The 26283-nt window shown below is 44.0% G+C and carries 22 protein-coding genes; 17 read left to right on the top strand and 5 right to left on the bottom strand.

The features are described from left to right. Nucleotides 1–101 precede the first annotated feature (101 nt). From JMX82_RS10545 to JMX82_RS10530, 4 genes are all read left to right on the top strand, one after another. Nucleotides 102–584 carry a nucleoside deaminase gene (locus JMX82_RS10545; RefSeq protein WP_201540493.1) on the top strand — a complete coding sequence of 161 codons (483 nt, stop codon included), beginning with the start codon at nt 102–104 and terminating at the stop codon, nt 582–584. Nucleotides 585–719: 135 nt separating this feature from the next. After that, the gene (gene argE / locus JMX82_RS10540; protein WP_201540492.1) at nt 720–1940 is read left to right on the top strand and encodes an acetylornithine deacetylase; all 1221 of its coding nucleotides are present in this window, start codon (nt 720–722) and stop codon (nt 1938–1940) included. 145 nt (nt 1941–2085) lie between these two features. Further along, a complete protein-coding gene (locus JMX82_RS10535) occupies nt 2086–2820 on the top strand; it encodes a LysE family translocator (RefSeq protein WP_201540491.1) in 735 nt (244 codons plus the stop codon). 131 nt (nt 2821–2951) lie between these two features. Continuing rightward, nucleotides 2952–3449, top strand: a complete 498-nt coding sequence (locus tag JMX82_RS10530; protein ID WP_201540490.1) for a GNAT family N-acetyltransferase — start codon at nt 2952–2954, stop codon at nt 3447–3449. Between the two features lie 219 nt (nt 3450–3668). Here the strand turns inward: JMX82_RS10530 and miaB are convergent, their stop codons facing one another. After that, on the bottom strand, nt 3669–5159 hold the full coding sequence (gene miaB / locus JMX82_RS10525; RefSeq protein ID WP_201540489.1) for a tRNA (N6-isopentenyl adenosine(37)-C2)-methylthiotransferase MiaB: 1491 nt from the start codon (nt 5157–5159) through the stop codon (nt 3669–3671). A gap of 387 nt (nt 5160–5546) precedes the next feature. On the opposite strand from miaB, the gene JMX82_RS10520 reads away from it, so the two are divergent. From JMX82_RS10520 to JMX82_RS10505, 4 genes are all read left to right on the top strand, one after another. Continuing rightward, nucleotides 5547–7685 carry a lytic transglycosylase domain-containing protein gene (locus JMX82_RS10520; RefSeq protein WP_060491774.1) on the top strand — a complete coding sequence of 713 codons (2139 nt, stop codon included), beginning with the start codon at nt 5547–5549 and terminating at the stop codon, nt 7683–7685. Between the two features lie 533 nt (nt 7686–8218). Beyond that, entirely contained in the window at nt 8219–8860 is a 642-nt protein-coding gene (locus tag JMX82_RS10515) for a hypothetical protein (protein ID WP_055124727.1), read from the top strand. A 371-nt stretch (nt 8861–9231) separates the two neighbouring features. Continuing rightward, on the top strand, nt 9232–10221 hold the full coding sequence (locus JMX82_RS10510; RefSeq protein ID WP_193837000.1) for a malate dehydrogenase: 990 nt from the start codon (nt 9232–9234) through the stop codon (nt 10219–10221). Nucleotides 10222–10440: 219 nt separating this feature from the next. Continuing rightward, complete coding sequence (locus JMX82_RS10505; protein ID WP_045444148.1) at nt 10441–10680, top strand: DUF2789 domain-containing protein; 240 nt, start codon at nt 10441–10443, stop codon at nt 10678–10680. A 114-nt stretch (nt 10681–10794) separates the two neighbouring features. Here the strand turns inward: JMX82_RS10505 and ribF are convergent, their stop codons facing one another. Further along, nucleotides 10795–11835, bottom strand: a complete 1041-nt coding sequence (gene ribF, locus JMX82_RS10500) for a riboflavin biosynthesis protein RibF (RefSeq protein WP_045454085.1) — start codon at nt 11833–11835, stop codon at nt 10795–10797. A 270-nt stretch (nt 11836–12105) separates the two neighbouring features. Between ribF and JMX82_RS10495 the strand changes: the two genes are divergently transcribed. Next, nucleotides 12106–12720 (top strand): GNAT family N-acetyltransferase, encoded by a 615-nt coding sequence (locus JMX82_RS10495; protein WP_201540488.1) that lies wholly within the window; start codon nt 12106–12108, stop codon nt 12718–12720. A gap of 11 nt (nt 12721–12731) precedes the next feature. Here the strand turns inward: JMX82_RS10495 and JMX82_RS10490 are convergent, their stop codons facing one another. From JMX82_RS10490 to ampD, 3 genes are all read right to left on the bottom strand, one after another. Beyond that, nucleotides 12732–13367, bottom strand: coding sequence for a hypothetical protein (locus JMX82_RS10490; protein ID WP_201540487.1), 636 nt, complete (start codon nt 13365–13367; stop codon nt 12732–12734). A 111-nt stretch (nt 13368–13478) separates the two neighbouring features. Beyond that, on the bottom strand, nt 13479–15029 hold the full coding sequence (gene murJ, locus JMX82_RS10485; protein WP_055124723.1) for a murein biosynthesis integral membrane protein MurJ: 1551 nt from the start codon (nt 15027–15029) through the stop codon (nt 13479–13481). A gap of 194 nt (nt 15030–15223) precedes the next feature. Further along, on the bottom strand, nt 15224–15811 hold the full coding sequence (gene ampD, locus JMX82_RS10480) for a 1,6-anhydro-N-acetylmuramyl-L-alanine amidase AmpD (protein ID WP_201540486.1): 588 nt from the start codon (nt 15809–15811) through the stop codon (nt 15224–15226). A 273-nt stretch (nt 15812–16084) separates the two neighbouring features. Here ampD and JMX82_RS10475 point away from each other — a divergent pair, with 273 nt between their 5' ends. The 8 genes from JMX82_RS10475 (at nt 16085) to JMX82_RS10440 (ending at nt 26008) form a co-directional block, all read left to right on the top strand. Further along, the gene (locus JMX82_RS10475; RefSeq protein ID WP_201540485.1) at nt 16085–18187 is read left to right on the top strand and encodes a DUF4105 domain-containing protein; all 2103 of its coding nucleotides are present in this window, start codon (nt 16085–16087) and stop codon (nt 18185–18187) included. An 83-nt stretch (nt 18188–18270) separates the two neighbouring features. After that, nucleotides 18271–19146 carry an SDR family oxidoreductase gene (locus JMX82_RS10470; RefSeq protein WP_201540484.1) on the top strand — a complete coding sequence of 292 codons (876 nt, stop codon included), beginning with the start codon at nt 18271–18273 and terminating at the stop codon, nt 19144–19146. Nucleotides 19147–19203: 57 nt separating this feature from the next. Continuing rightward, nucleotides 19204–20202 carry a hypothetical protein gene (locus JMX82_RS10465; protein WP_201540483.1) on the top strand — a complete coding sequence of 333 codons (999 nt, stop codon included), beginning with the start codon at nt 19204–19206 and terminating at the stop codon, nt 20200–20202. A 61-nt stretch (nt 20203–20263) separates the two neighbouring features. After that, nucleotides 20264–20986: an orotate phosphoribosyltransferase gene (gene pyrE, locus JMX82_RS10460; RefSeq protein ID WP_413786770.1), complete on the top strand. Its 723-nt coding sequence runs from the start codon at nt 20264–20266 to the stop codon at nt 20984–20986. Nucleotides 20987–21044: 58 nt separating this feature from the next. Beyond that, entirely contained in the window at nt 21045–22028 is a 984-nt protein-coding gene (gene gshB, locus JMX82_RS10455) for a glutathione synthase (RefSeq protein ID WP_201540482.1), read from the top strand. Between the two features lie 338 nt (nt 22029–22366). Then, complete coding sequence (gene murG / locus JMX82_RS10450; protein ID WP_201540481.1) at nt 22367–23452, top strand: undecaprenyldiphospho-muramoylpentapeptide beta-N-acetylglucosaminyltransferase; 1086 nt, start codon at nt 22367–22369, stop codon at nt 23450–23452. 82 nt (nt 23453–23534) lie between these two features. Further along, a complete protein-coding gene (gene murC, locus JMX82_RS10445) occupies nt 23535–24974 on the top strand; it encodes a UDP-N-acetylmuramate--L-alanine ligase (RefSeq protein ID WP_201540480.1) in 1440 nt (479 codons plus the stop codon). 26 nt (nt 24975–25000) lie between these two features. Further along, nucleotides 25001–26008, top strand: a complete 1008-nt coding sequence (locus JMX82_RS10440; protein WP_201540479.1) for a D-alanine--D-alanine ligase — start codon at nt 25001–25003, stop codon at nt 26006–26008. Nucleotides 26009–26283 lie beyond the last annotated feature (275 nt).

Here is a 26283-nt window from a genome sequence, read left to right as displayed (position 1 = left end):
GCTCGTAATTATAAGTCTATGCTGTATCTAGCTTGTACTATGATTCATTGCAAACTGAATTAGGGACACGCCCTAGTATGAAGTGATAAAAGGAGATGGAGATGATAACTGACAATGATATGATTCATTTACGCCGCTCTATTGAGCTTGCTACTGAAGCTTTCGAGGCGGGCGATGAGCCATTTGGTAGTGTATTGGTCGACGGCGATGGTCATGTGCTGCATGAAGATCGCAATCGTGCCAATTCTGTCGATGCTACTTATCATCCTGAGATTGCCGTTGCTAAATGGGCAGCAGCAAATATGACAGCGGAGGCGCGCGCTAACGCTGTGGTTTATACCTCAGGCGAGCATTGTGCCATGTGTTCGGCCGCGCATGCGTGGGCAGGGCTTGGTCGTATCGTTTATGTGAGCTCATCAAAACAGTTGGATGAATGGATGGAGGAGATGGGCGTGACATCAACATCACCAATCAATTCATTAAGTATTCAAGAAGTAGCACCAAATGTATCAGTACAAGGTCCGATTGCTGGATTAGATGCAGAAGTAAAGGCGCTGCAACATCGCGCATTTCAAAGACGCTAACGCTTTCTATTTTTACCATTCCAGAAATTACAGTAGCGAAAAATGTGTGCGAGTACTACATCTAGTAGGCTTGGAAAATTTAACATCGCTAACCGTCTTTCTAAAATCGGTATTATATCGTGATAAGGATATTTCATGACTTCGAACAATAATAATCAGCTCAAAAATACGTCTTACCCTGCGCATAGTATCGATTGGCTCACACGCTTGATTGGCTTTGATACGGTCAGTCGCCATTCAAATTTAGCTTTGATTGAAGATGTGCAAGCATACTGTGAACAATTAGGTTTGATAGTAGATTTGACTTTTAATGAAGCCAAAAACAAGGCCAATCTATTCGTTACTGTGCCAGCAGGGGCAAACGCTGACGAAGTCAATCACGGTCTCGTGCTATCTGGTCATACCGATGTCGTACCCGTAGATGGTCAAGACTGGACATCAGAGCCATTCACTGCGACGATACGTGGCGATAAGCTATATGGACGCGGTGCGTGTGATATGAAAGGCTTTATCGCTTGTGCATTGACATTATTACCACGCGCTGTGCAGTTATCAAATAGCGGTCAGTTACGTCGTCCACTGCATTTAGCATTGTCATTCGATGAAGAAGTGGGCTGTTTGGGTGCGCCATTGATACTGGCAGATTTGAAAGCGCGTGGTATCACACCTGATTATTGTATCGTCGGTGAGCCAACCAATATGACGATGGTTGTGGCACATAAAGGCATTGCCGTTTATCGTTGCCGCGTCCATGGTAAGTCTGCGCATTCGTCATTGACCGCCCAAGGTGTCAATGCTATCAGCTATGCCAGTCGTTTGATTGGTTATGTTGATGAGTTGGCAGAAGAGATTAGTCATCGCAGTGATAATGATGCGCTGTTCGATGTGCCTTATTCGACATTGTCTGTAGGCACGATAAAAGGTGGCACGGCGACCAATATTGTCCCCAATCTATGTGAGTTTACCTTTGACTATCGTAACCTGCCGCATATGACACAAGAGGATATTCTTGCACCGATTCAAGCGAAAGTGACAGAATTAAATGCCCAGATGCAAGCACGTGCTGCCGATACCGGTATTGAGCTGATGCAGGAAGAAAGCGTACCGGCAATGACTGATAATGACAGTGCTGAATTGCAATCGTTAATAGCCGCACTGACTGGAGATAACGAGCGTCATAAAGTGGCTTATGCGACTGAGGGTGGTCAGTTTACCAATGCAGGCATCCCAACGATCATCTGCGGTCCCGGTAGTATTGAGCAAGCACATAAAGCCGATGAATACGTTAAGCTGAGTGAAATTGAGCGCTGTGATGGTTTTTTACAGAAGTTATTAGACAGCTGTGCGATCAATTGATGGATTAAATCAGCAAGTATTCCTTTCTGTTATCAGCAAGTGACGAGTTAGCAGAAGAGACACCGTCGTTATGGCGGTGTTTATTTTTTAGCAGTTTGGCATTATTACGATAAATTTTTATAAATAACAAAGTAGGGGTTGGTCGATGTCTTGGCATCTGTTTGCAGTATTCTTTGCAAGTACGTTTTTTATTTCAGCGACCCCAGGTCCCAATATGCTGCTCGCGTTTCAGTATGGCATGAACTATGGCGTGAAGCGAACGCTGTGGACGCTGGCAGGTCTGAGTCTTGGGCTATTTATATTACTGCTTTCGACCCTACTTGGACTCGATGTGATCAGTCGCCAGTCACCTTGGCTATTGACGATCATAAAAGCGGTTGGCGCCGCTTATTTAATCTATCTAGGTATTAGCTCTTGGCGTGATGCAGGCGATGGCAGCTTGATGAGTGATGCTCGTGAAATGAGCGAAGAAGTCGCGGCTGAATATTCTTTTTCTGGCAGTGAAGATACAGCTGGTACACTGCAGCCGCGTTCGCTCTCAAGCGCAGCGGTTAGAATCTCGCCAAGCAATGTGACCTTGTTTCGTACAGGTGTATGGGTATCGCTATCTAACCCCAAAGCCATCTTATTTTTTGCAGCTTTCTTTCCTAAATTTATCAATTTTAGTGCGCCGTTATGGCCACAATATGTTTTATTAACGATAGGGTTGTTCTTAAGTGAAACAATTTGGCAAATCGTTTATACCTTGGGTGGTAAAAAGCTGGCAAGTTGGCTCGATGTTGGCAATCGTTTAGCGTGGCTCAATCGTGGTTGCGGCATCATATTTATCATCATTGCAGCCGCTTTATTGGCTGAAGTAATAAATGGTTTTATGGTTTAAAAAACGAATCTAGTGGGTTACGTTTTATCGGCGCTTTCTACGTGAGTTTGACAAAAGTAATTCACCCTGCACACTGAGACAGGTAGCTTAGTTTGATCTATTAGGTATTTTATGATTGGGCAGATGATCGTATGTTAAATATTGAGATAAAAATTTTAAGTGTTAATGAGCTTAACGATTTCAGAACTATTAGACTTTCAGCTCTAGAAAAATCTCCAAGAATGTTTGGATCCACATATGTAGCAGAAGTAGCAAAACCACCAATTTTTTTTGAAAATTGCTTATCAAGTTCAACTGTATTTGGCACCTATCATAAAAATAAAATCATAGGTTTAGCCCCCTTCACACAAGAGACGGGAATAAAGTTTTCTCATAAAGCGTATCTATCCAGTGTATTCATTGAACCTGAATTCCGAGAAAAAGGCATAGCAAATCAATTGCTTAGGGAAGTTGTGGAGTATAGTAGAAAATACGTGGAACCAATTTTACCTACTGTAGCTGATGATAATAAGCCTGCTATTAATTTCTATAAAAATTTTGGTTTTCAAACTTATGGAATAGAACCAATGGCATTGAAAGATAATGAGGAGTATATTAACGAGATCTTAATGAAGCTTTTTGTGTTATAGCACTTTTATTGTGTTCATAAGTCAATATCTTAATATGCCCTTATAGCAATCATTTCGAAAGTTAAGTATCGTTTGCACTCTCTTTGAGAGCTTGATAAAACTAACCCACTTTATGAATAAAAAAGCCGTTCACTATTTAATAGTGAACGGCTTTTCTTGTTTTAAACTATTGGGTAAAGAGGGCTTAGAAAGCACACTACGAGTATATTTTATAAAGTGTTAAGCAAGCACTTCGATTAGCTCACCTTTTACCATGTGAGGACTGACGAAATCAGTAATACGTACGCTCACGAGTTTACCTAACATCTCATCCATTCTCTCAACATCATGAGGGAACATGACCGTACGGGTATTATCTGCCGTACCGATTAAGCAGTCAGGATGACGGTTGGCAACTTGTTCAACCAATACGCGAGTCGTAGTACCGACCATCTCATGGGTTTTGGCAAGCGTTGAGTCAATGATGACTTTTTGGAATTCTGCTAAGCGCTCTTTTTTAGTTTTAAAGCTCACATCATCTGGCAACTCAGCGGCTGGCGTGCCCGGACGTTTAGAGTAAATAAAGCTGTAGGAGTGATCGAAATTTAATTCTTTTGCCAAATTCAAGGTATCTTGGAAATCTTGATCCGTCTCGCCAGGGAAGCCAATGATAAAGTCGCTCGACAAGTGAATATCTGGGCGAATGGCTTTGAGCTTATTAATTTGATTGATATAAACGTCAATCGTATGATTGCGTTTCATCGCAGCCAAGATAGCATTTGAGCCACTTTGTACGGGTAGGTGCAAGTGCGATACCAGCTCTGGCAATTGTGCATAGGCATCAATGATGTCATCAGTGAACTCTAGTGGATGGCTGGTCGTATAGCGAATACGCTCAACGCCATCGACATGCGAGACATAATGTAATAGCTCAGCGAAACGGCAAATGCTGCCGTCGTCTTTTTCACCGCGATAGCCGTTGACGTTTTGACCCAATAGATTGATTTCACGCACGCCTTGCGCTGCTAAGCTATCAATCTCAGCCAATACATCATCGAGTGGACGCGATAACTCTTCACCGCGGGTATAAGGCACCACACAAAATGAGCAATACTTTGAACAGCCTTCCATAATAGAGACAAAGGCTTTAAAGCCTTCTACTCTTGGCTCAGGTAAAAAGTCGAATTTTTCAATACTTGGGAAGGATACGTCAACTGTGCCGATGCGATTTTTTGGTGCGATTTCACGCTGCTCATGTGATTGATCATACAGCTCTGGCAAACGGTGTAATGTCTGCGGGCCAAATACCATATCGACATAAGGCGCGCGTTTTTGAATGTTATCGCCTTCTTGAGAGGCTACGCAACCACCGACACCAATGACGAGATCAGGGCGCTTTTCTTTTAGCTTGCGCCAGCGACCCAATTCTGAAAACACCTTTTCTTGCGCTTTTTCGCGGATAGAGCAAGTATTCATCAGCAATACATCGGCTTCATCGATATCGTGTGTGACTTCCATACCGTGTGAATCACCGAGCACATCCAGCATTTTGCCAGAATCATAGACATTCATCTGACAGCCCTGCGTGGTGACAAAGACTTTCTTAGTCGCTGATTTGACAGGTGCTTGGACTGAACTTGATTCTTTGAGTGCAATGACAGCAGGCGCAGTAGCGGTTGTTTCAGCGACAGCAGTGTCATCGATGCGGGGATTAAATACAGTAACACTCATAAGGATAAGTCCATGATTGACTAAAAATATAGCGTGATAGGTGATTAACAGGTGGCGTATTTTATCACAACCCTATGACAATGTGAAAAATTAGCAGGGTCAATTGTTGGTCGTTATGATAAATTATTTATAACAGTATCAATTGTTTACTGCTGCTAATAACGCGTTTGGCAAAAATTATAGCTTGCTATCACTTCTATGTTACACCGTGCTATCGTATTTATTAACAAAAGGTAAAGGTGATGGTTGAAAGTGCAACGAGTATAGTATGATGAATGCGACCATATTAGCGCGATTGATTAAATCGCGATTTACGCCGTTTTGGCATTGTTATTTTAAACATATTATTTAGCCAAATCATTTGGACACATTACAAAGAGAGTCAGTATGACAAAGCCGCAGGTTGCTCATAGCATCAAGGATAGAGAATCTATTAAGCAAAATGAAGATGCAAAACGAATGAAAGCAAGGACGCTACGAGTCAGTGCGTTAAGTTTGGCGACAGCAATGAGTGCGCTAGGATTGTCACAGGTGGCTTGTGCTGAGCTGACGTGGGGTGAAGAGGACAGTTATCAGCAAGAAGGCAGCTATCAACAAAACAGTGGCTATCAGTCAGACAATGGTGTGAGCTCATTTACAGCAGCAGCAATTGCGGCAGAACGCGGTGATGTCAGTGCCTTATACAATTATGAGCAAGCCATGAGCGGCGGTTTGTTTGCCATGTATCCAACTTATTGGCGGATGAATTTAGATCTTAATTCGCAAAGTTCGGCGGCAGTATCACAGTTTGTGCGTCAATATCCAAATACCGTGATGGCAGAAAAGCTAGTGGCTGATTTTGCTGAGACCAAAGCAGGCTCCAATGATTACGCCTCAGTACGCCAAGTTGCGAATTTGATTACCAATGCGGATGCCAGTGAGCGCTGTGCGGTTGCGCTTGGGTTCAATAATGGCGGCGATACTATGCGGGCTATGGCAGCCAAATCTGAAGTTTGGTTGACGACCAAAAAGCAGCCCGCCTTGTGTGACCAGCTCGCGATGGAGATGAATAATAACGCGCTGATTAGCAATCAGGATCGCGCGGCGCGTCTCAAGCGTATGTTACGCAAAGGCAAAACGGGTGACATTATGGCATTGTCATCACGTTTAGGAACGCCCATTGCTTATTCAGCATTGAGTGAGATTCAACTGAATCCGTCTGCTTTTTTTAGCCGTTTTAGTCGAGAACCTGCCAGTCAAAACAATCAATACTTATATCTATATGCCATGGGACGCGTTGCTGATAAGTCTTACCGTGAAGCTGCATTACAGTTAGATTTTGATGTTAAGCAAGACAATCAGCGTTCAGTTAAATTGTTGAATGCTGAGACTCGTCGCTATGCGTATCGCATCCTTGGGGTGCAACGTATGAATCATAATACGGATGATGGTTTTAATGCTGAGGCGGTTGACTGGTTTCGCAATAGCTTAGACGAAGATTTTAATTTTGAAGAAGCCGAAGATTATGCCATGGCAGCGATTCGCTTTAGCCGCTGGGACGATGTGGTCGAAGCCATCTCAAAAATGGAGGCTGAAACCCAAAAAAGTGACCAGTGGCAATATTGGCTGGCTCGCGCTTACGAACAGTCAAGCGATGCTAACAAGCGTAATACTGCTAAAAAAATGTATCAAAACTTGGCAAAAAATAATGACTATTATGGCTTAATGGCAAAGGATAAAGTGGGTCAGCGTTTTGATGCCAGTCGTTTGGGTGGTAATAACTTACCGAATGTCAGTACCGCTGATCGCGCACGTGTCATGCAAGATGCCAACTTTGCGCGTGCTTTTGCTCTATATAATGCTGACGCCAGCCGTGCCTATGCCAATCGTGAATGGAACTGGGCGGTAAAGCAGGCGCGCGACAAGCGTGATGATAACTTGATTATTGCCGCTGCTCGTCAAGCCTATGATATGGGCTGGCTCGACCGAGCAATTTATGCCGTCGATAATACTGATAGAGTAGACAGCTTAGCGTTATCACATCCGATGCCGCATCAAGATGCAGTCGTACGTTATAGTCAATCTGCTGGTATCGATCCTGCTTGGGCTTATGGCATCATGCGTCAAGAAAGTCGCTTTGTTGCATCAGCACGCTCAAACGTTGGTGCCAGTGGTTTGATGCAGGTGATGCCTGACACGGCAAAATACATTGCTCGTAACTTAGGTGAGACCTATAGCGCCAGCCGTGCCAATAGTGGCGATACCAATATTCGTTACGGCACATGGTATATGGGCGATATTTTCGGTAAGCTAAACCGTCAACCTGTGTTGGCAACGGCTGGCTATAATGCGGGTCCGAACAATGCCAAGCGTTGGCAACCAGTATATGGTTCGCTCGCAGCCGACCAGTACGTCGAGTCGATTGCCTTTCCTGAAACCCGTAATTACGTTAAGCACGTGATGGAAAATGCCACCATTTATAGCAGTCTATTAGGTCGTAGTCAGCCTATTAGCCAGCGCATGGGCACGATACCTGCCGCGCTCTAAAATGCCAATGTATAAATCAAAAAAACCATTCGTGAGCAATCATTAATGGTTTTTTCATGTCACTTTATGTCACTTTTTATCGTGCAATCAACGCTAGTTTTGTCTTGACGATATGCCTAATTCGACGCCCAACCTCGCTGATGATGACATGCTAACGTTGCGATATTTTTGTACTATTGATGCTATCATTAGCTTATGTTTACGTTTCTGCTATAGATTAAAAAAAACGTTTTGCTACCATTACATCAATTAGTGTCTTTTATACGTCCTTATAATAAGTGCTTATTAATCAACGCACACATTTTTGTTAGCTCTATTCTTAGTTTTATCAGTGTTTATACGTCGAACACTATGAGCTAAACGATAGCCCATGTTTTTATCATTGCTAGATGCCTTCAGCCCCTATGATCAAAAAATATTTCAATCTGCCCCTGTTATTAAAAGTTAGGCATCAGTCATCTATTCAGCAGATGCTCTCGCTATCTACTCTGACGCCAGATTTAAACCAATCAAGCTCGATAACTAATACATCTATGGATAAACTAAATACGACGCTAAGTATCGGTGCATTAGTGATGTTGCAAGGCATTATGATGATGCCCGTACATGCCGCGAGCGCTGTTAAGAGCGGACAGCGTGTGTTGATGATTGAGATGACGCCAGCATTGTGTAGCATACAGCCGACGCGTGCCCGTATGCGTCAATGCTTGGAGGGTTATTCGTTGACAGTGTCAGGTCTAGATATGGGCTATGGTGAGCGCTGCGGACGTGGTAGTGAGCCACGTCTGACACCGTTACAGTTAAAAGTCGTCAACCGTATCATGCCTGATACGACAGTACGTAGCCAAGCTTGGCAGCGTTATGGGGCGTGTAGTCCGCTCAGTGCCAGTAGTTATTTCCGCCAGATTACCAATTACGCTGGCGCATTAAAGCTGCCTAACGAGCTTAATACGGGTAATAGCTATACGGTTTCTAAATCTCGATTTATCAGTCAAATGACCCAGCTTAATAGTGGTATGTCCTCAAACAGTATTGATTTGATTTGCCAAGCGGGCAGTCGTCGTCAATCAACATTGACGGATATCCATATTTGTTATGAAGGGAGCGAATTTGGCACATGTCATAATGTTGTGAATAATTGTGGCAGTAAGTTCGTCATTTCGGGTGGAAAATAGTTTTTTTAGCCTATTTAAATGCTTATTGTTTGAATTGAGGACACGCCCTAATAATATTCGCTTATCTTAAGTGTTATATCACTGTATGTAGCGCTTCTCAATGCTGTTATCAGCTGCCTTTTATCGCTTTCTAGCGCTGTATCAATATAGGTTTACAGTAGGTATAAAAATCCTCCCGTATAAAATGTAACAATATAATCGGTGGTCGGCGTCTTATTGTCTCTAGACGATTTGCTGAACGAAGTGCTACACTAGCTCTCGGTTTATGACTGCTATATTCAGTAGGCAAGTCGCTATTTACAACGATAGTCATCCATTAGAACCATCAATCAGAATCATGAATTATCTAATCTATAATTAGGGAGTATTCAATGTCAATGAAACAGCCTTTACGTGTTGCCGTCACTGGTGCCGCTGGTAATATCAGCTATGCTATGTTATTTCGTATTGCATCTGGCGAGATGCTAGGTAAAGATCAGCCAGTTATTTTGCAATTGCTCGAAATCGCTCCAGCACTTGACGCCCTAAAGGGTGTGGTCATGGAATTAGAAGATTGTGCATTCCCTTTATTAGCAGGTGTTGTGCAGACTGATGATGCGACCGTTGCATTCAAAGATGTTGACTATGCTCTGCTAGTCGGTTCACGTCCGCGTGGTCCAGGTATGGAACGTAAAGATTTGCTAGAAGCCAACGCTGCGATTTTCTCAGCGCAAGGTAAAGCATTGAATGACGTTGCAAGCCGTGACGTAAAAGTATTGGTTGTCGGTAACCCTGCCAACACCAACGCCCTTATCGCTCAGCGCAATGCACCAGATCTTGATCCACGTAACTTCACTGCGATGACTCGTTTAGACCACAACCGTGCCATGGCACAGTTGGCTGGCAAAACTGACAGCACAGTAAATGACGTGAAAAAAATGATCATCTGGGGTAACCATTCATCAACGCAGTATCCTGATCTGACTGCTGCTACTGTCAACGGTAAGCCTGCGTTAGATTTGGTTGATCGCGAATGGTACGAAGCGACTTATATCCCAGAAGTACAACAGCGTGGCGCAGCAATCATTAAAGCACGCGGTGCATCATCTGCCGCTTCTGCTGCCAACGCGGCCATTGCACACGTACGTACGTGGGCATTGGGTACTGATGAGAACGATTGGGTATCAATGGGCGTTTATTCAAACGGCGAATACGGTATCGCAAAAGGCTTAATCTACTCATTCCCATGCACGTGCACTAACGGCGATTGGTCTATCGTAGATGGCGTTGATGTGTCATCAAATTTCTCTAAAGAGAAAATGGCAGCGACTGAGCAAGAGCTTAGCGAAGAACGTGATGCAGTAGCACACCTGCTTCCATAAGCCGCCAATGTCATCATGTCATAAAACTGTTATATAGAAATTGATCTAAAAAAGCCCTCTAATGTAGAGGGCTTTTTTTTGTCTTGTCTGCCTATCAAAATACAATTGATAACGTTAGATACACGTTGATTAACAGCTATTAAAATAAAGCTTGCTACAATAAATGTGTCAATTTAGATAATAAACACAAAGACACTCGTACCATTTAAGGAGAAAAACATGTTGGGTGAACCAGAATACAATATGAATGAATTATTTGCACAGTTGGGACTTGATAGCTCAGATGCAGCGATTGATAGTTTTATTGAAAATAATCAGTTGGATAAAGAAGAGAAGTTGATAGAAGCGAGCATTTGGACAGACAATCAGCGTGCTTTTCTACAAGAAGAATGGGAAAAAGATGCGGAATGGGTAGAGGTCATCGATGACTTAAACGTACGTATGCATCCAGATGCTTAGAAAAAAGAACTATTAAAAAAAGAATTATTAAATAAAAACCCACAAACGTTATAAACGCTGTGGGTTTTTTATAAATTATAAATATCGATGCCCGCATTTAAGCTTAATAGCAACCTAACTGGGCTGCTGCTCTCGCCACTCAATCAATGCTTTCACATCATTATGGATGCCTGTTTTTAATGCTTCTAAGCCATCATAATGTCGTTCACCGTGTAAATAATGCAAAAATCGAACCTGTAAAGTTAATCCATATAAATCGGCATTTAATTCTGGGAAATGCACTTCCAAACGCCAATCATGTTGTTTATCGACAGAGGGTCTGGTGCCGATATTGGCTGTCCCAAAGAGGCTATTGGAACGTAATCCTGAGATACCTGATTTGCCATCTATAGCAAGTGCCGATAAGCCATCAGCAATCACTTGCCCATCCTCGTCGAGGCTGACGACATCAACAGCAAAGATACCATGCAGGGCAGGTTTTAAACGCTGTAGGTCAATATTCGCAGTAGGAAAGTCCATGGTGCGACCTATTTTATCGCCACCAACGACCATTCCTGTAATCGCATAATCGCGACCAAGTAGCGCATTAGCAGCGTCAATATCACCAGCCAATAGTAAGTCTCGAACGCGAGTAGAGCTGATACGTGCCGCTTTGCCACTATCATCGATGACGGTATGTAGATTGGTCACATCTAAGCCATAATTCCGCAAAAACTGACTGTCGCCAGTACGGTCATGACCAAATTTGAAGTCATCACCCAACACCAACGCTTTGACATTTAAGCGCAGGGCTAAAAGATCCGCAAATGCTTGGGCGGATAGCGAGCGAAACTCTGCATCAAATCCTGCCACAATCAAGGTCTCAACGCCATATTCTGCTAACAAAGCTTGTTTTTCAGCGAGATTGGTGAGGCGAGCAGGCGCGGTGGCTGGCGCAAAAAATTCACGAGGCTGTGGCTCAAATATCATGACAGCAGAACCAAGATTTTGTGCATGCGCAATATCACGGACTTGTTCAAGCATCGCTTGATGACCAAGATGGACACCATCGAAGTTACCGATAGTGAGCACACAGGGCGCTAAATCTACTGGACTAGTATTTGCAGTCAAATTACTTGGCGAGGCAATCAGTTGCTCAAGAAAATAGGTGTTCATAAATTTTCAGCTATGATAGATAAGACCGGATAAAAAAGAAAAAACACACCCGTACCAAAATCAATGTGTTTAAAATCAGCCATTATAAAGTAAAATGACCACACTAACATCCTATAGTCTACTGACAATAAAAGTATGGCGCTATCCGCTCTGTCATCTTAAAATACCGTGATATTTGTCCACATGCTTCTGTAATGACCCTCTGTATAGATGGATCATCTTGCAACAATTATCACTCATAGACTATTAATTAATAATTACGGAGACCTTATGCCCGTTGCTGCCTTAAATGCTGTACCAACTGTTTTGTCAGAACACTATCTTACGGATGAGTTTGTCGTGCAGCGTGCAAGTAGAGACGACTTGTCAGAGATTTTGGCGATTTACAATCAGACTATTGCAGGTAAACAAGCCACTGCCAATCTCACCCCAGTGACTTGTGAAGAGCGTGCAGATTGGTTTGATGAGCATATAAACAGTCCGACGCGTCCTATTTATGTGGTAAAAGCGATGCATAAGGCCACGAAGAATGCAGCGAAAACAGAGACAGCAACAATCGTTGCATGGGGCAGCTTTAGCGATTTATATGCACGACCGGCTTATCATATCAGCACTGAGATTAGTATCTACTTGCATCAGGATTATCACGGCCAAGGGTTGGGCAGCTTATTGACATGCTGGATGTTGACACAAGCGCCAAGCCTAGGCATTCATAATGTGATCGCGCTTATTTTTGCGCACAATCAGCCAAGCTTAGGATTGTTCCGTAAGCTTGGTTTTGAGCAATGGGGATATATGCCAAAAGTGTGTGATATGCAGGGCTTTATCGCTGATGTTGTGATGCTGGGTAAAGCGGTGACATCGGATGATGCTTCAGATAAGTAAGCTAAAATAGCTTAACCCAAGATCTTCCATTGACCTTCTATCTTCTGTAGCTGATAGGTCAACGGTGCAGGCGCACTTTGTCCTTTTAGCATCAGCTCCCCAATGATGGTGGCACGGGTTTTATCATCACTGTATTTAGTATCGGTAATAGTGACGCCATCGACGGTTTGCTGAAAGGCATACTGGGTTTTAGCCAGCTCTTCTTCGAAGTTTGCCATATCTACTTTATAATATTTAACGGCTTCTTTTACCTCGCCATAATACAAGCTATCTAGTGCTTGCTTGACAGTATCTTCCGGCGTACCAGCTTGGGTGGGATTGGTTACGAGGCTCTTTTGCTTGGTTGCAGAGGTGACTGGATTGATATCATCACTATCAATAACCGTTTTCTCTTTACCACTCTCACTCTCAGCCATCTGCTTGCTGTCAACTGTGCTATTCGCATCCACTGCTGACGTTTGATTAGCAGCGCTATTTTCAGCATCAACGCTTTCATCAGAAATGCCTTCAGCGATGGCTGCCGTATCTTCGGCACTATTAGCTGTCTTATCGTTATCGGTACAAGCACTTAAAAGCAGTCCAGTGCTAAGTACACCAGCGGTCAGGATGGTTGGTAAGCGTAGCAAGGTTGATCGTTTGGTTGTCATTATTAGCCCTCAGATTTCATTTATTCGTTAATAGTTAATTATGGCAACTATCCGTATCATTCACTATCCATTCTTTTACTAAGCTTGTTTTGGTTTCGTAAGTGAAGCTGCTTAACCATGCTTTAGCTGGCGCGGACGGAAACCAGTGGCTAGTAATACCACGCCATAAACCAGTGCTCCCACGGCACACATAATGAGCAAAGCGGCGATACGTCGCCACTGCGCATCATCGCTAGGGAAATAAGGCAGCATGACATAAAGTACGCCAATCATAGCGCTGGTCGCAATCGCAAACTGGGTGAATAGTTTTTTCCAATGACTGCCAAAGCGGAAAATATCACGTTTATGTAAGAAGTAATATAATAAGCCTGCGTTAACAAAGGCCGCGCCCGTGGTTGCTAAGGCCAAGCCACCATGTAGTGGAATCTCTAAGAAATAAAATATACCGATGAAAATGACACTAAAAATCATGTTGGCAAAGACAGAAATGATACCGATTTTTACAGGTGTTCTGGTATCTTGACGGGCAAAAAAAGCAGGGGCAAAGATTTTAATAAGCATAAAGCCTAAAATACCACCAGCCATACTACGTAATGCGAGCGAACTCATCTGCGCATCGCGTAAGGTAAACTCACCGCGCAAAAACAGCGCTTGCATCAGTACATCGGCAAGTATAAACAACGCTGCTGATGCAGGGACACCGACTAAAATGATTAAGCGTGCCGCCCAATCGATGGTCTTTTTAAAGCTAACATCGTCTTTTTGCGCCTCGCTTTTTGATAGGCTTGGCAAAATGACTGTACCGATTGCCACGCCAATCAAGCCTAACGGCAGCTCACTCATACGCTCTGCGGCATACAGCCAAGAAACCGAACCGCCAATCATCAATGACGCAAAAATGGTATTGAGCAGCAGATTAATCTGAGTGACAGAGACGCCAAAGATGGCAGGCAGCATGAGTTTTAAAATACGGCGAACGCCTTCATGCTGAAAGTCGACCTTGGGTGCGACCAGCAGCTTTTGTTGCCATAGCTGCGGTAGCTGTAGTAAGAATTGCAACAATCCTGCGATAGCGACCGCATAGCCTAGCGCCATGATAGGAACATCGAACATAGGGGCAAAAATTAGCGCGCCACCAATCATACATAGGTTCAATAATACGGGTGCAAAGGCAGGCGCAGCAAAGCGTCCGTAGCTTTGTAAAATGCCACTGGCAAAGGCGGTCATAGAAATAAATAGCAAATAAGGAAAGGTCAGACGCAGTAATTCAGCGGTAATAGCAAACTTACCTGGTTGATCCGCAAAACCAGGCGCGAATAAAGTCACTACCCAAGGTGCCATTAAAATAACAACAACGGTAAGCATCGACAAAATTAACAACAGAGCGCCTGAAGTACGACTGACTAAGATTTGTACCTGCTGCAAACTATATTTTTCTTTGTATTCAGATAGCACAGGGACAAAGGCTTGACTAAAGGCACCTTCTGCAAATAAACGCCGCAAAAAGTTTGGGATTTTGAAGGCGACTAAAAAGGCATCCATCAGACCACCAGCGCCAAAGACGCCTAACAATACGACATCGCGTACCAGACCTAAGATACGAGACAGCATGGTCATACTACTGACCACCATGGTTGAACGAAATAACCGACTTTTTGCCATGAGAACCTATTGTGCTAATTTGTTTAATGAAGGTTGTTTACTGATGGTTGTCTACTAAGTTGCTGCTATCAAAAAGCTGACGGATTATAGCATTTTCATAATCGAGATAAATGGATTGGATGTGGAATATAATGCATACAGTTAATTGTTAATAGAGCTTCTAGCAGGATTGACAAAATAATTATCCATACGACTTAACCCTCAAGAATGTTGGCGACCATCTCACGCAATCTTGCCCATTCAAAATAATCACCGGGATCTGTTTTGCGACCAGGGGCAATATCGCTATGACCTGTCAGATGACGACGAGTTTTGGGATAGGCGGCATAAATGGCACAGACCACTTTTGCAAGTACTTCATATTGTGCGGCGGTGAAGGACACAAAATCAGACCCTTCAAGCTCAATACCGATGCTATAATCATTACATTCAGGGCGACCCAAGTAGCTAGAGCGTCCAGCATGCCACGCGCGCTCATTAAAATTAACAAACTGAGTTATCGCGCCATCACGTTCGATGAATAAGTGAGCCGAAACCTCCGCGCCTTTAATCATTTGAAAATAGGGATGCGCCGCCCAGTCTAGCTGATTGGTAAATAATGCTTTAACGTAATGGATGCCGTCAGCATCAGACGCTCCGAACTCGTTCGGCGGTAGGCTGATATTATGAATAACAATAGTATCAATACTCATGTCTGCTGGTCGCAGATTGCAGTTTGGTGACGCAAGGTATGTGGCTGCCGATAATCTGCCATCATTAATCGTTATTGGTGCTATGGACATAATATTCTCTTTTATCATGATATTAATAAGTGTGCATTGATTGTCAGTTGCTAGCCATTTTTATCAATCAATAGCCAGTCTGATAATAGCTACCTTGATAACAGTAGCTTTGATAGTAACAACTTTGATAACAGCCACTTTGACTAAGATATTTCAATGATCTGGCTCGTATATGGTTTTTGAGATTATTTCAGTGGACGATCCAATCGGCATTATCAACCAGCCATCAATCACGCTATCGGCGTATGAATAATAACGTGCGAGGTTTATCCCATGTCTCTAAAGCCTAATTTTTTATCTGTAGATTGTACCCTAACTACTATGAGTCAACGATCGCGTTTACCACTTGCTATTGCAGGATTGCTACTCTCTGCACAAACGCAAGCTTTTTTGCCAACCCCATCATCATTAGTAACGACAGAGGCATTAGCGCCTACGCCGCAAGATGCTGCAATCGCTAATAATACGCCAAATAATGACGTTCCAGAAGATACCCAAGGGCTAGAAAAAAGCAACGTTGAGCAATTATTAGCCAAGTGGCGTGAGCAAGCAGCAACACAAAACTTAGCCCAACATACGACATGGCGACGTTTATTATATTTCTTTGATGATCAAAAAAATTTGATTGGTAAGAAAAAAGACACCAGCATGGTTGATGAGGCTGACTTTTTTTTAAGTAAGAATGGACAGTATGATTCAGCTGCAGAGCTAGATGCATTACTCGTCGCTCTCGCTAATGAGGTAGCGACGACGAATAACCGTACTGTCAAAAAAAATACTGCCAACAATTCGGTATTATGCCGTTTTCCAGCGCGTTCACAATGGTTGACCGATACATTAAACATTGATAAAACGGCGCTACAAGTTGACTGTCCTGAATTGAATGAATGGATGCAGAAGATTGCCCCTGAACAGCTATCTATCATGTTTGCCCAAGAGTATTTAGACAACCCTTTATCGGCCTTTGCTCATACGTTATTGCGTATCGACTCAAAAGCCAGTGTGGCTGATCCGAGCCAAATTCATCATGCGGTTGCGTTGAATTATACGGTTGGTGGTAATCCAAAAGACAATTTTGTGGTGTATGCCATCAAGTCAATGACTGGTCGCTATGATAATTTAATAGAAATTGATCCTTATCCAGCAAGGCTGGCCAAGTATCTGCAAGAAGACGAGCGGGACGCATGGACGTATCAATTGGATTTGACACCAGCGGAAGTGCAGCAGATTATGTTGCACGTTTGGGAAACCAAAGATTTAAAATTGCCGTATTACTTCACCACAGATAACTGTGCGTCTGAGATTTTACGCTTAATTGATGTGGTGCGTCCGCAGCAGCACTTATTGAGTCAGCTGCCTTATGCGGTTATTCCTTCAGATGTCGTGCAGTTGCTTGATGATGAAGGCTTACTTGCCAGCACCAACTATACTCCTGCTGATAGCACTTTACGCCAAGCGCAGTTGAATAAGGTCAAAGAGCAGCGCGAGCAATTCGGCTATCACAACAGCGCAAAACAGACGATTAATGAGGTTAAATCTGCCCAACTCAATACGGTTTCGAGCATGTCAGCTGATGGACAGACGTTATTGCAGCCTAATATAGCGGTATCAGATAATAATCCAATAGACAGACATCCTCTGCAACTGGCTCATATGGGACTAGGGCAGCGCGGTGATAATAACTATATCGATTTGGGCTTACGAGCGGGCTATCATGATATTCTCGATCGTCCCTCAGGATTCCCACAGTTTTTCGACTTAGAAGGCGCATCTGCGACTTTGCGCCTGTACGACACCGATAATGACACAGCCAATCAGCCAAACAGTGTGGTTTTGCAAAATGTGACATTGATTCGTGGGCGGTCATTTAATCCGGTCAATTCTGCCAAAAAAGGCAAAACGTGGGGCGCTAGCATCGAGGCGACGCGTGTGAATGATGGCTCCCAGCAAGACGGTCGCGATCATTTAGTTGGGAGCTTGGGCTATGAATCAGGTTGGTCATGGGCATTTGGTACGCCTCGCACAGGTACAGGCGAGATGCCGCCGCAGCTATGCTATACCTTTTTGTCCGGCACAGCGCAAGCAGGGCGCGGTATCAATAAAGGCTTTCGCGTTGGTGCTGGCGTCAATGCAGGCTGTCGTTATCAGATTAACAATCAGTTACGCGCTCAGGCTGAATTGCAACTGCCATATTGGTATCATGGCAGCAGCGATGAGTCTAATTCACGTGGTCATTATTGGCAGCCGATATCGACATTAGGGCTGCAGTATGATATCGATAAAAAACAAGCATTACGCATCAATGCTAATTATGATTGGCAAGATCGTGTTGATGCCAATGAAGACGTACAGCTGTCGTACAGACGCTATTTTTAACGCTTATTACTAAAAAGATGTATAGGTTATTAAAAAGATGTATAAGCAGTCATTAGAAATGGCGTTCGAATAAAGGATAAATGATGAGTACGCAAAATTTATTGATTATTGGTCAAGGTGATATTGGTTTGCCAGTTAGCAATCAGCTGGCACAGGACGGCTTAAATGTCACAGGTTTGGCTCGTGGTGAGCGCAATTATTACTCTTTGGATGATCACGCTGAATTTATGCAAGCCGATGCATTGACTCTGACGGCTGAGCAGCTGCAAGATTTTACGGCGATAGCAATTATCGTTACCCCCGATGATTATTCGACCAGCGGCTATCATAATAGCTACTTAGCAATTAGCCAGCATTTGACAACGCTTGCGGACAAACTCACCAACCTTTTACGCATTGTTTTTATTTCATCAACGGGTGTTTATGGGCAAGATAACGGCGAATGGATTGATGAAAATACTGTACCTGTGATGCCAGAGCGTGAAGCATCGCAAGTGATATTGCAAGCAGAACAAGTCCTACAACAAGGTTTTGGTGATAAAGCCATTATCATTCGTCCAAGCGGTATTTATGGACGCGCGCGTCTCATGCGTCTGCGTAAAGCCCGCGAGCCACAAAAAGAAGCAGTGGCAGCCGCGCATTGGAGCAATCGGATTATGGATCGCGATTTGGTCGCTATCATCGCTAACGTACTGACTATCGATGCGCCCAAGCCCCTTTATATTGCTACTGATTACGCGCCAGTCACGACTTTTGAGTTGGGCGTTTGGTTAAGTCAGCAGATCAATGAAACGCCTCCTGCTCTTGACGATAAAAAAGTAGCGGTTACGGGAAAACGCTTGCACAGTAATATTCCATTAGCTTGGTTGGCATATCCTGATTGGCAAGCTGGTTACCGTGATATTTTGCGCCATCAAGAACAACATCAAGAACAACATCAAGAACAACATCAAGAATAATATGCCAGTTTGATTTAATTAGAATTGTTTTTATATTTTATAGCTTATGGAGATTTCATGACCCAGCCTTCTACTTCTGACACTCATTTACCCAGTGCTGATCTTACAGCAGCAGGCGGTACAATTTCAGAAGGCAATGCTGAGCAGTCGTCTATTTTGCCAGATAGTACCCAACCTGCGATTGTACATCCTAATTTCGACCCGAGTCGCTTGGCACTTGATCCTGCCAGACCCTTGAGCGATATTCCAGAGCCTGCTAGGCGATTAAATGGTCAATTGCAACGACTTTATGGTCGCTCTGCGCGTTTTTATCAGCCTAAAGAACACAGCTTGTCAAAATGGGCGCTGATTGCTTCAGAAGTATTGGGCGAGCATCTGTCATTACTGAGGGCAGCAGAGCTTGTCGATTTTCCAGACAGCTTTTATCACAATCACAGCACGCAACCATTATTATCATCATTACATGGTATGACTTTGCTCGACATGGCTGATATTCAGCAGGCGCTTCGTGCTTATCCAAAACTGCATCGTTACGGTTTTGCACTGAATGGCTCTTCTGTAAGTACCGATACGAGCGTTAGTAATAATGCTAAAAACAAACAGGCTTCTTTCCGTGCATTGACCAAACGTTATAACCCAGATGAGTTGCTCAATAGTGTTTATGCCGAAGATTGGCAGGTAGTGTTGCAGCCGCAGCAATTTGAGACAGGCGAGGGCAGTTTGGCTACTGACATTATGGCGTGTAGCGTCGCTGTCCATGCATTGAGGCAGTGCGAGACACGCAAAAGTATCAATCACCGCTACAGCGCCGCGCAAATCTGTCAGCACATTCGCAGTTATCTGCTGAGTCAAATCATTTGTGAGCCATCGCAGCGCCATGCCTACCGTCAAATACGCATTTTCACAGGACATGTTATTGTTGCCGCGTATCATTTAGGCTGGGACATTCAAGTACGTGCCGATGATCAGTGTTATTTTAATATATCGTCGCGTAGTGGCCTATTGACTCGTTATCCTAACATGCAGGATTACGACATCAATGGTTGGTCAAGTTGATCAATAATGCGTACAATAACGCCAATTTTTTGCTCTTCTTTTTGTCAATAGGAACGCTTCCATGCTTAATGCCTCAATGCCTAATGCGCAACACCCTTCTTTTTCCTCACATCAATTTATCCAACTGGCTTTAGACAATCAAGTTCTCAAATTTGGCGAGTTTGTCCTCAAGTCTGGTCGCATCAGTCCGTATTTTTTTAATGCAGGCTTGCTGGCATCGGGTGAGATGTTGTCGTTGCTCGCGTGTGGTTATGCTGATGCCTTGGCTGAGCAAGTGGCTGCTAGTCATAACGGTACAGATGAGCAGGAGCTGGTGATCTTTGGGGCAGCGTATAAGGGTATTCCTTTTGTGGCAGCAACCGCGCAAGCTTTATGGATTCATCATGGTATCAATGCCAAGTGGGGCTATAATCGTAAAGAAGCCAAAACTCATGGCGAAGGTGGCAACTTAGTAGGCGCTGACGTTAGTGGTAAATCAGTCTGGGTACTCGATGATGTCATTACCGCTGGTACGGCGATGCGTGAAGTGGTTGAGATTTTAGAGCAAGCGGGTGCTAGCGTTGCTGGTATTATCGTTGCCCTTGACCGTAAAGAAAAAGGGCAGGCTGAGCATTCTGCTATTCAAGAGTTAGCGTCGACATTAGAGGTACCAGTGCGTGCACTCGTCGATATCGATGATTTAATCAGTTATTTGGCAGATGACCATGGCGTACAAAGCGGTCAGCATAAAGATGCGACCCAACTTGCCAAGATGCAACATTATCGCGCGCAGTACGGCGTATAGTTGGGCACTGAGTTCGAAGCTTTTCTATATTAATAATATAACGTAAGTGAGCCTTATTATGAGCCAAGCAAATCAAAAAAAATCGTTAAATATACTCGTTATTATGGATCCTATCGAGCAAGTTAATTATAAAAAAGACACGACCCTTGCGATGATGTGGTCGGCACAAGACCGTGGGCACAGCCTTGGCTATTGTCAGATTCATGATTTGTGGTTGAATCGTGGGCAACTGATGGTTGATACGCAGTCAGTGACCGTCAAGCGCGATCCTAAAGATTTTTATACATTAGGGGGTAAAGCGACAGCGCCAATCAGCGACTATGACGTGGTGTTGATGCGTAAAGATCCGCCGTTTGACATGCGTTTTATTTATGCCACTTATATGCTTGATCATGCCAAAGCGGCTGGTGTGCTAGTGGTCAATGACCCACAAGCGATACGTGATTGTAATGAAAAGCTATTTGCCACGTGGTTTAGCGATTATATGAGCCCAACGATTGTGACCAGTAAACAGGCGCATATTCGCAAGTTTATCGCTGAGCAGCAAGACGTCATTGTTAAGCCATTAGATGGTATGGGCGGTACGGGGATTTTCCGTTTGACCACAGATAGTCCAAATATTGGCGTCACGCTTGAGATTTTAACTGAGCTTGAGACACTACCCATTATGGCGCAGCGCTATTTGCCAGAGATTAAGGAAGGTGATAAGCGCGTGTTGATCGTCGATGGAGAAGTGGTCGATTATAGCTTGGCGCGTATTCCTACCAAAGGCGAAACCCGTGGTAATCTTGCTGCGGGTGGTAGCGGTGTTGCGATGCCGCTCACCGATATCGAACGTCAAGTGGCAGAAGTAGTCGCACCGATTGTTAAAGAAAAAGGTCTAATGTTTGTCGGGCTAGATTTAATCGGTGGTCGTATTACTGAGATTAATGTCACCAGCCCAACCTGTGTTCGTGAGATTGACGACCAATGTGGTACGGACATCGCGACAGACTTTATCATCGCCATTGAAAATAAATTAGCAGTTTGCGCAACGCTGTAAGGATAGAGTGATTTATCACTAAGCTATGCGCACAATACTTAAAAAACAGTGTGCTAAGATAGATTGATAAACAGCATCTTTTAATAGCCCATAAAAAGGCGATAAAACGTCATTTATAAACGATGCTTTTATGATTTTTCGATAGTATTTATAAAAGCCAAGTCGTGATTGCTCGCGGCTTGGATTTTTGTTATTGACAGTGCATAAATTGCTATATATCAGCCAACGATTTACACTATACTATGCGAGATTTTATAGGGTCATTATTGGCTGATGACTAAGATGATCATAGGATAATAAGTCCTTCATATAAATAAAGAAAAGATAGGCAGGCGTTCATGAAAGCACCGCATATATTAATGATGGCCGCGGGTACTGGCGGGCATGTGTTCCCAGCGCTGGCAGTGGCTGAGGAATTGACTCAGCGTGGTGCGGTTATTCATTGGCTAGGAACGCCAAATGGTATGGAAAATGGCTTGGTGGCACCGACTGGTTATCCTTTTCATGCGATTGAGATGCAGGGTTTACGCGGTAAAGGAATCGGGCGTTTATTGAAGTTGCCAGTGACTTTATTGTCAGCGACGATGGCCGCTATAAAGGTGATTCGTAGTAATCAAATTGACATAGTTATCGGTTTTGGTGGTTATGTGACAGCGCCTGGCGGTATCGCCGCACGTCTGACCAATACGCCTCTGATTATCCATGAACAAAATGCCATTGCAGGCATGAGTAATCGCTACCTATCCAAGATTGCAACCAAGGTGCTGCAAGCATTTGAAGATACCTTTGCCAATAGTGCACAGGATGCTAAGCTTGAAACGGTGGGTAACCCAGTACGCAATGCCATCACTGGTGTCTCTGAACCGACGGTGCGTTATGATGTTAATGACAACTCACCGCTCAAATTGTTGGTCGTGGGTGGCTCACTTGGTGCACAAGCCTTAAACGACACTGTGCCAAAAGCGCTGGCATTGCTCAATCAGCCTTTTGAAGTGCGTCATCAATGCGGGCGTAACAATGAGGCTGCCACACAAGCAGCTTACGATGAGCAAGACTTGAGTATGCACAAGTTTGTGGTACAGCCTTTTATCGACGATATGGCCGCCGCTTATAATTGGGCAGATGTTATTGTTTGCCGAGCAGGCGCATTGACGGTTACGGAAATCCAGAACGTTGGTATTGCCGCAATTTTTGTACCGCTGCCGCATGCGGTAGATGACCATCAGACTGCTAATGCCCGCACTTTAACCTCACACGATGCGGCGATTTTGTTACCGCAGTCTGAGTTGACAGCACAGCGTTTGAGCAATGAGCTTGCTGCCCTTAATCGAGAGAAGTGCCTAGCGATGGCCAAAAAAGGCCATGCCCTTGCTAATCGAAGTGCGAGCAAGCAAGTTGCTGATATTATCCGGCAAACGCTGTAGCCTAATTCGTATAGCTGACTGTTTTTATTGCCAATTATTTTGATACACTAAATTTTATTAGCCTTTAATAAAGAGAAGCCCTATGTCTAACCCTGCGAAAGCTCTACCTAAGCGTTTGATTGAAATACCAGAAATGCGTCGTATTCAGCATCTGCATTTTGTCGGTATTGGTGGGTCGGGGATGTGCGGTATCGCGGAGGTGATGAACAATCAAGGTTATCAAGTAAGTGGTTCTGATATTGCTGAGAGCTTAGTGACCAAACGTTTGGCGCAGATTGGTATTGATATTGCGATCGGTCATGACTCCAAAAATATTGCCAATGCTGATGTCATCGTTGTATCGTCAGCAATTGATCGCAGCAACCCTGAAGTAAAAGCGGCATTAGAAGCACGTTTGCCAGTGGTACGCCGTGCCGATATGCTAGGCGAGTTGATGCGTTATCGTCACGGTATCGCTGTTGCTGGCGCTCATGGCAAAACCACGACGACCAGTTTGTTGACTACCATGATGGCAGAAGGGCAACTCGATCCTACCTATGTGATCGGCGGTAAGCTGAATGCATCTGGTAAAAATGCTGCACTGGGTAGCAGTCGTTTCTTGGTGGCAGAAGCTGATGAATCTGATGCGTCATTTTTATCGTTACATCCGATGGCCGCGATTGTCACCAATATCGATCAAGACCATATGGAAACGTATGAGAATAGTTTTGATAAATTAAAAGCCGCTTATATCCAGTTTTTACAAAACATGCCATTCTATGGTTTGGCGGTGGTCTGCGGTGACGACCCAGAATTGTATGCCATGATTGATGATATAGGTCGTCCAGTATTGACCTTTGGACTTGAGCCTTTTAACGACGTTCAAGCCATCGACTTGGTGACGGAAGGCACGAAAACTCACTTCACGGTACTGCGCCGTGACCGTGAACCTTTACGTTTGACCCTCAACATTCCTGGTACTCACAACGTTTATAACGCACTTGCCGCTATCACCATGGCGACCGATGAAGGGGTGGATGACGAAGCGATCAAACGCGCTCTGCAAAAATTTGAAGGCGTTGGTCGCCGTTTTGAGCAGCATGCCTCTGTCAGTCTTGATGATGGTAATGTTTTATTGATTGACGATTATGGTCATCACCCAAAAGAAGTCGATGCCACCATTAAAGCGGCACGTCAAAGCTTCCCTGAACGTCGTTTAGTAATGATGTTTCAGCCGCACCGTTATAGTCGTACCCGCGATTGCTTCGATGATTTTGTCGAAGTACTCTCCAGCGTTGATGAATTATTATTATTAGACGTATATTCAGCAGGTGAAAGCCCAATTACTGGTGCTGATACCAAGTCATTGGCACGCAGTATTCGGTTGCGCGGTGAAGTTGAACCGACGATTATTGACAAGGACAATTTAGCTCCTGTCATGCAGCGTTTATTAAAAGCCAATGACATGCTCATTACTCAAGGTGCAGGTAATGTAGGGCAGATCGCTGTCGACTTGGCTGCCAATAACCTTTACATTAAGTAAGCTAAAAAATTCTAGGAACGATCTTCATGACGACTGATACTAAAGAAAATACCAGCACTCAAAATTCAGATAATTTAGATAGCAATGATGCCACTCTAAACACGACGACCAGTGATGCAAAAGATGCCAGACAGTTTGGTAAAGTGGCGGTTGTCTATGGCGGCAGTAGCAATGAACGCAGCGTGTCGTTAGACAGTGGTGCTGCCGTATTGCAGGCGCTACAAAACCAAGGCGTTGATGCCACTCATTTCGACCCTAAGCATCAAGACATCACGGAGCTACGCAAGTATGACCGCGTGTTCAATGTGTTGCATGGTCGCGGCGGCGAGGATGGTTTGTTGCAAGGTGTGCTGCAATGGTTTGATATTCCGCAGACGGGTTCAGGCATTCTGGCATCAGCGCTGGGTATGGATAAGGTTCGTACCAAGCAATTGTGGCAAGGTTGTGGGTTAGCAACCGCGCCATTTTCATTGTTAACAGCTGAGACTGACTGGCAGCAAGTGGTCAACATGCTAGGTCTACCACTTATTATTAAGCCCGTTCATGAAGGCTCGAGTATTGGTATGACTAAGGTCCACAATCTTGACGAGTTGCCAGCGGCTTATGCAACGGCGGTACAGTGCGGTGATGCAGTTATGGCTGAGCGCTGGATTACTGGTCGCGAGTTTACAATCGTCATTATCGACGATGAAGCCTATCCAGTCATTCGTCTTGAACCTGCTGATATTACCAACTTCTACGATTTTGAAGCCAAGTACAATCGTAATGATACCAGCTACTACATTCCCTGTGGTCTGAGCGCTGCTGACGAAAAGCATTTACAAGATCTGAGCCTTTCAGCGTTCCGTGCCGTTGATGCTAAAGGCTGGGGACGCATCGATGCTATGCAAGATGAAGCAGGTCACTTCTGGTTGCTTGAAATCAATACAGTGCCAGGCATGACCAGCCATAGCTTGGTTCCGATGGCAGCCAAGGCTCGAGGTATGGACTTTGATGCATTGTGCTGGCATATTTTAGCGCAGACATTAGAGTGACTGGTATAGCAGTTATTGCTTAAACAGTGATTTAGCAATGCTACTTTTTAACATTGCTCATTTTTTAGTATTGTTCATAATGCTATTGATATTTATTAAGGCAGTTGTCATTGATAAGCTGTCTTAATAAACCAGTGATAAAACTTATGAATGATTAGAGTTAAATTTTTCTTATAGCCTGAGAATACTACTAGACGAGAACGGGTTAATGTATCACTAGAGCTGCTATACCACAGCGTCATGTAAACTTGTGTAAATTCGTTGTCACTAGTAGG

The sequence above is a fragment of the Psychrobacter sp. 1044 genome, assembly GCF_904846525.1.
In the GTDB taxonomy this organism is placed as follows: domain Bacteria; phylum Pseudomonadota; class Gammaproteobacteria; order Pseudomonadales; family Moraxellaceae; genus Psychrobacter.
The sequence above is the reverse complement of the archived record's forward strand: the minus strand, read 5'-3'. Positions and strand labels throughout refer to the sequence as shown.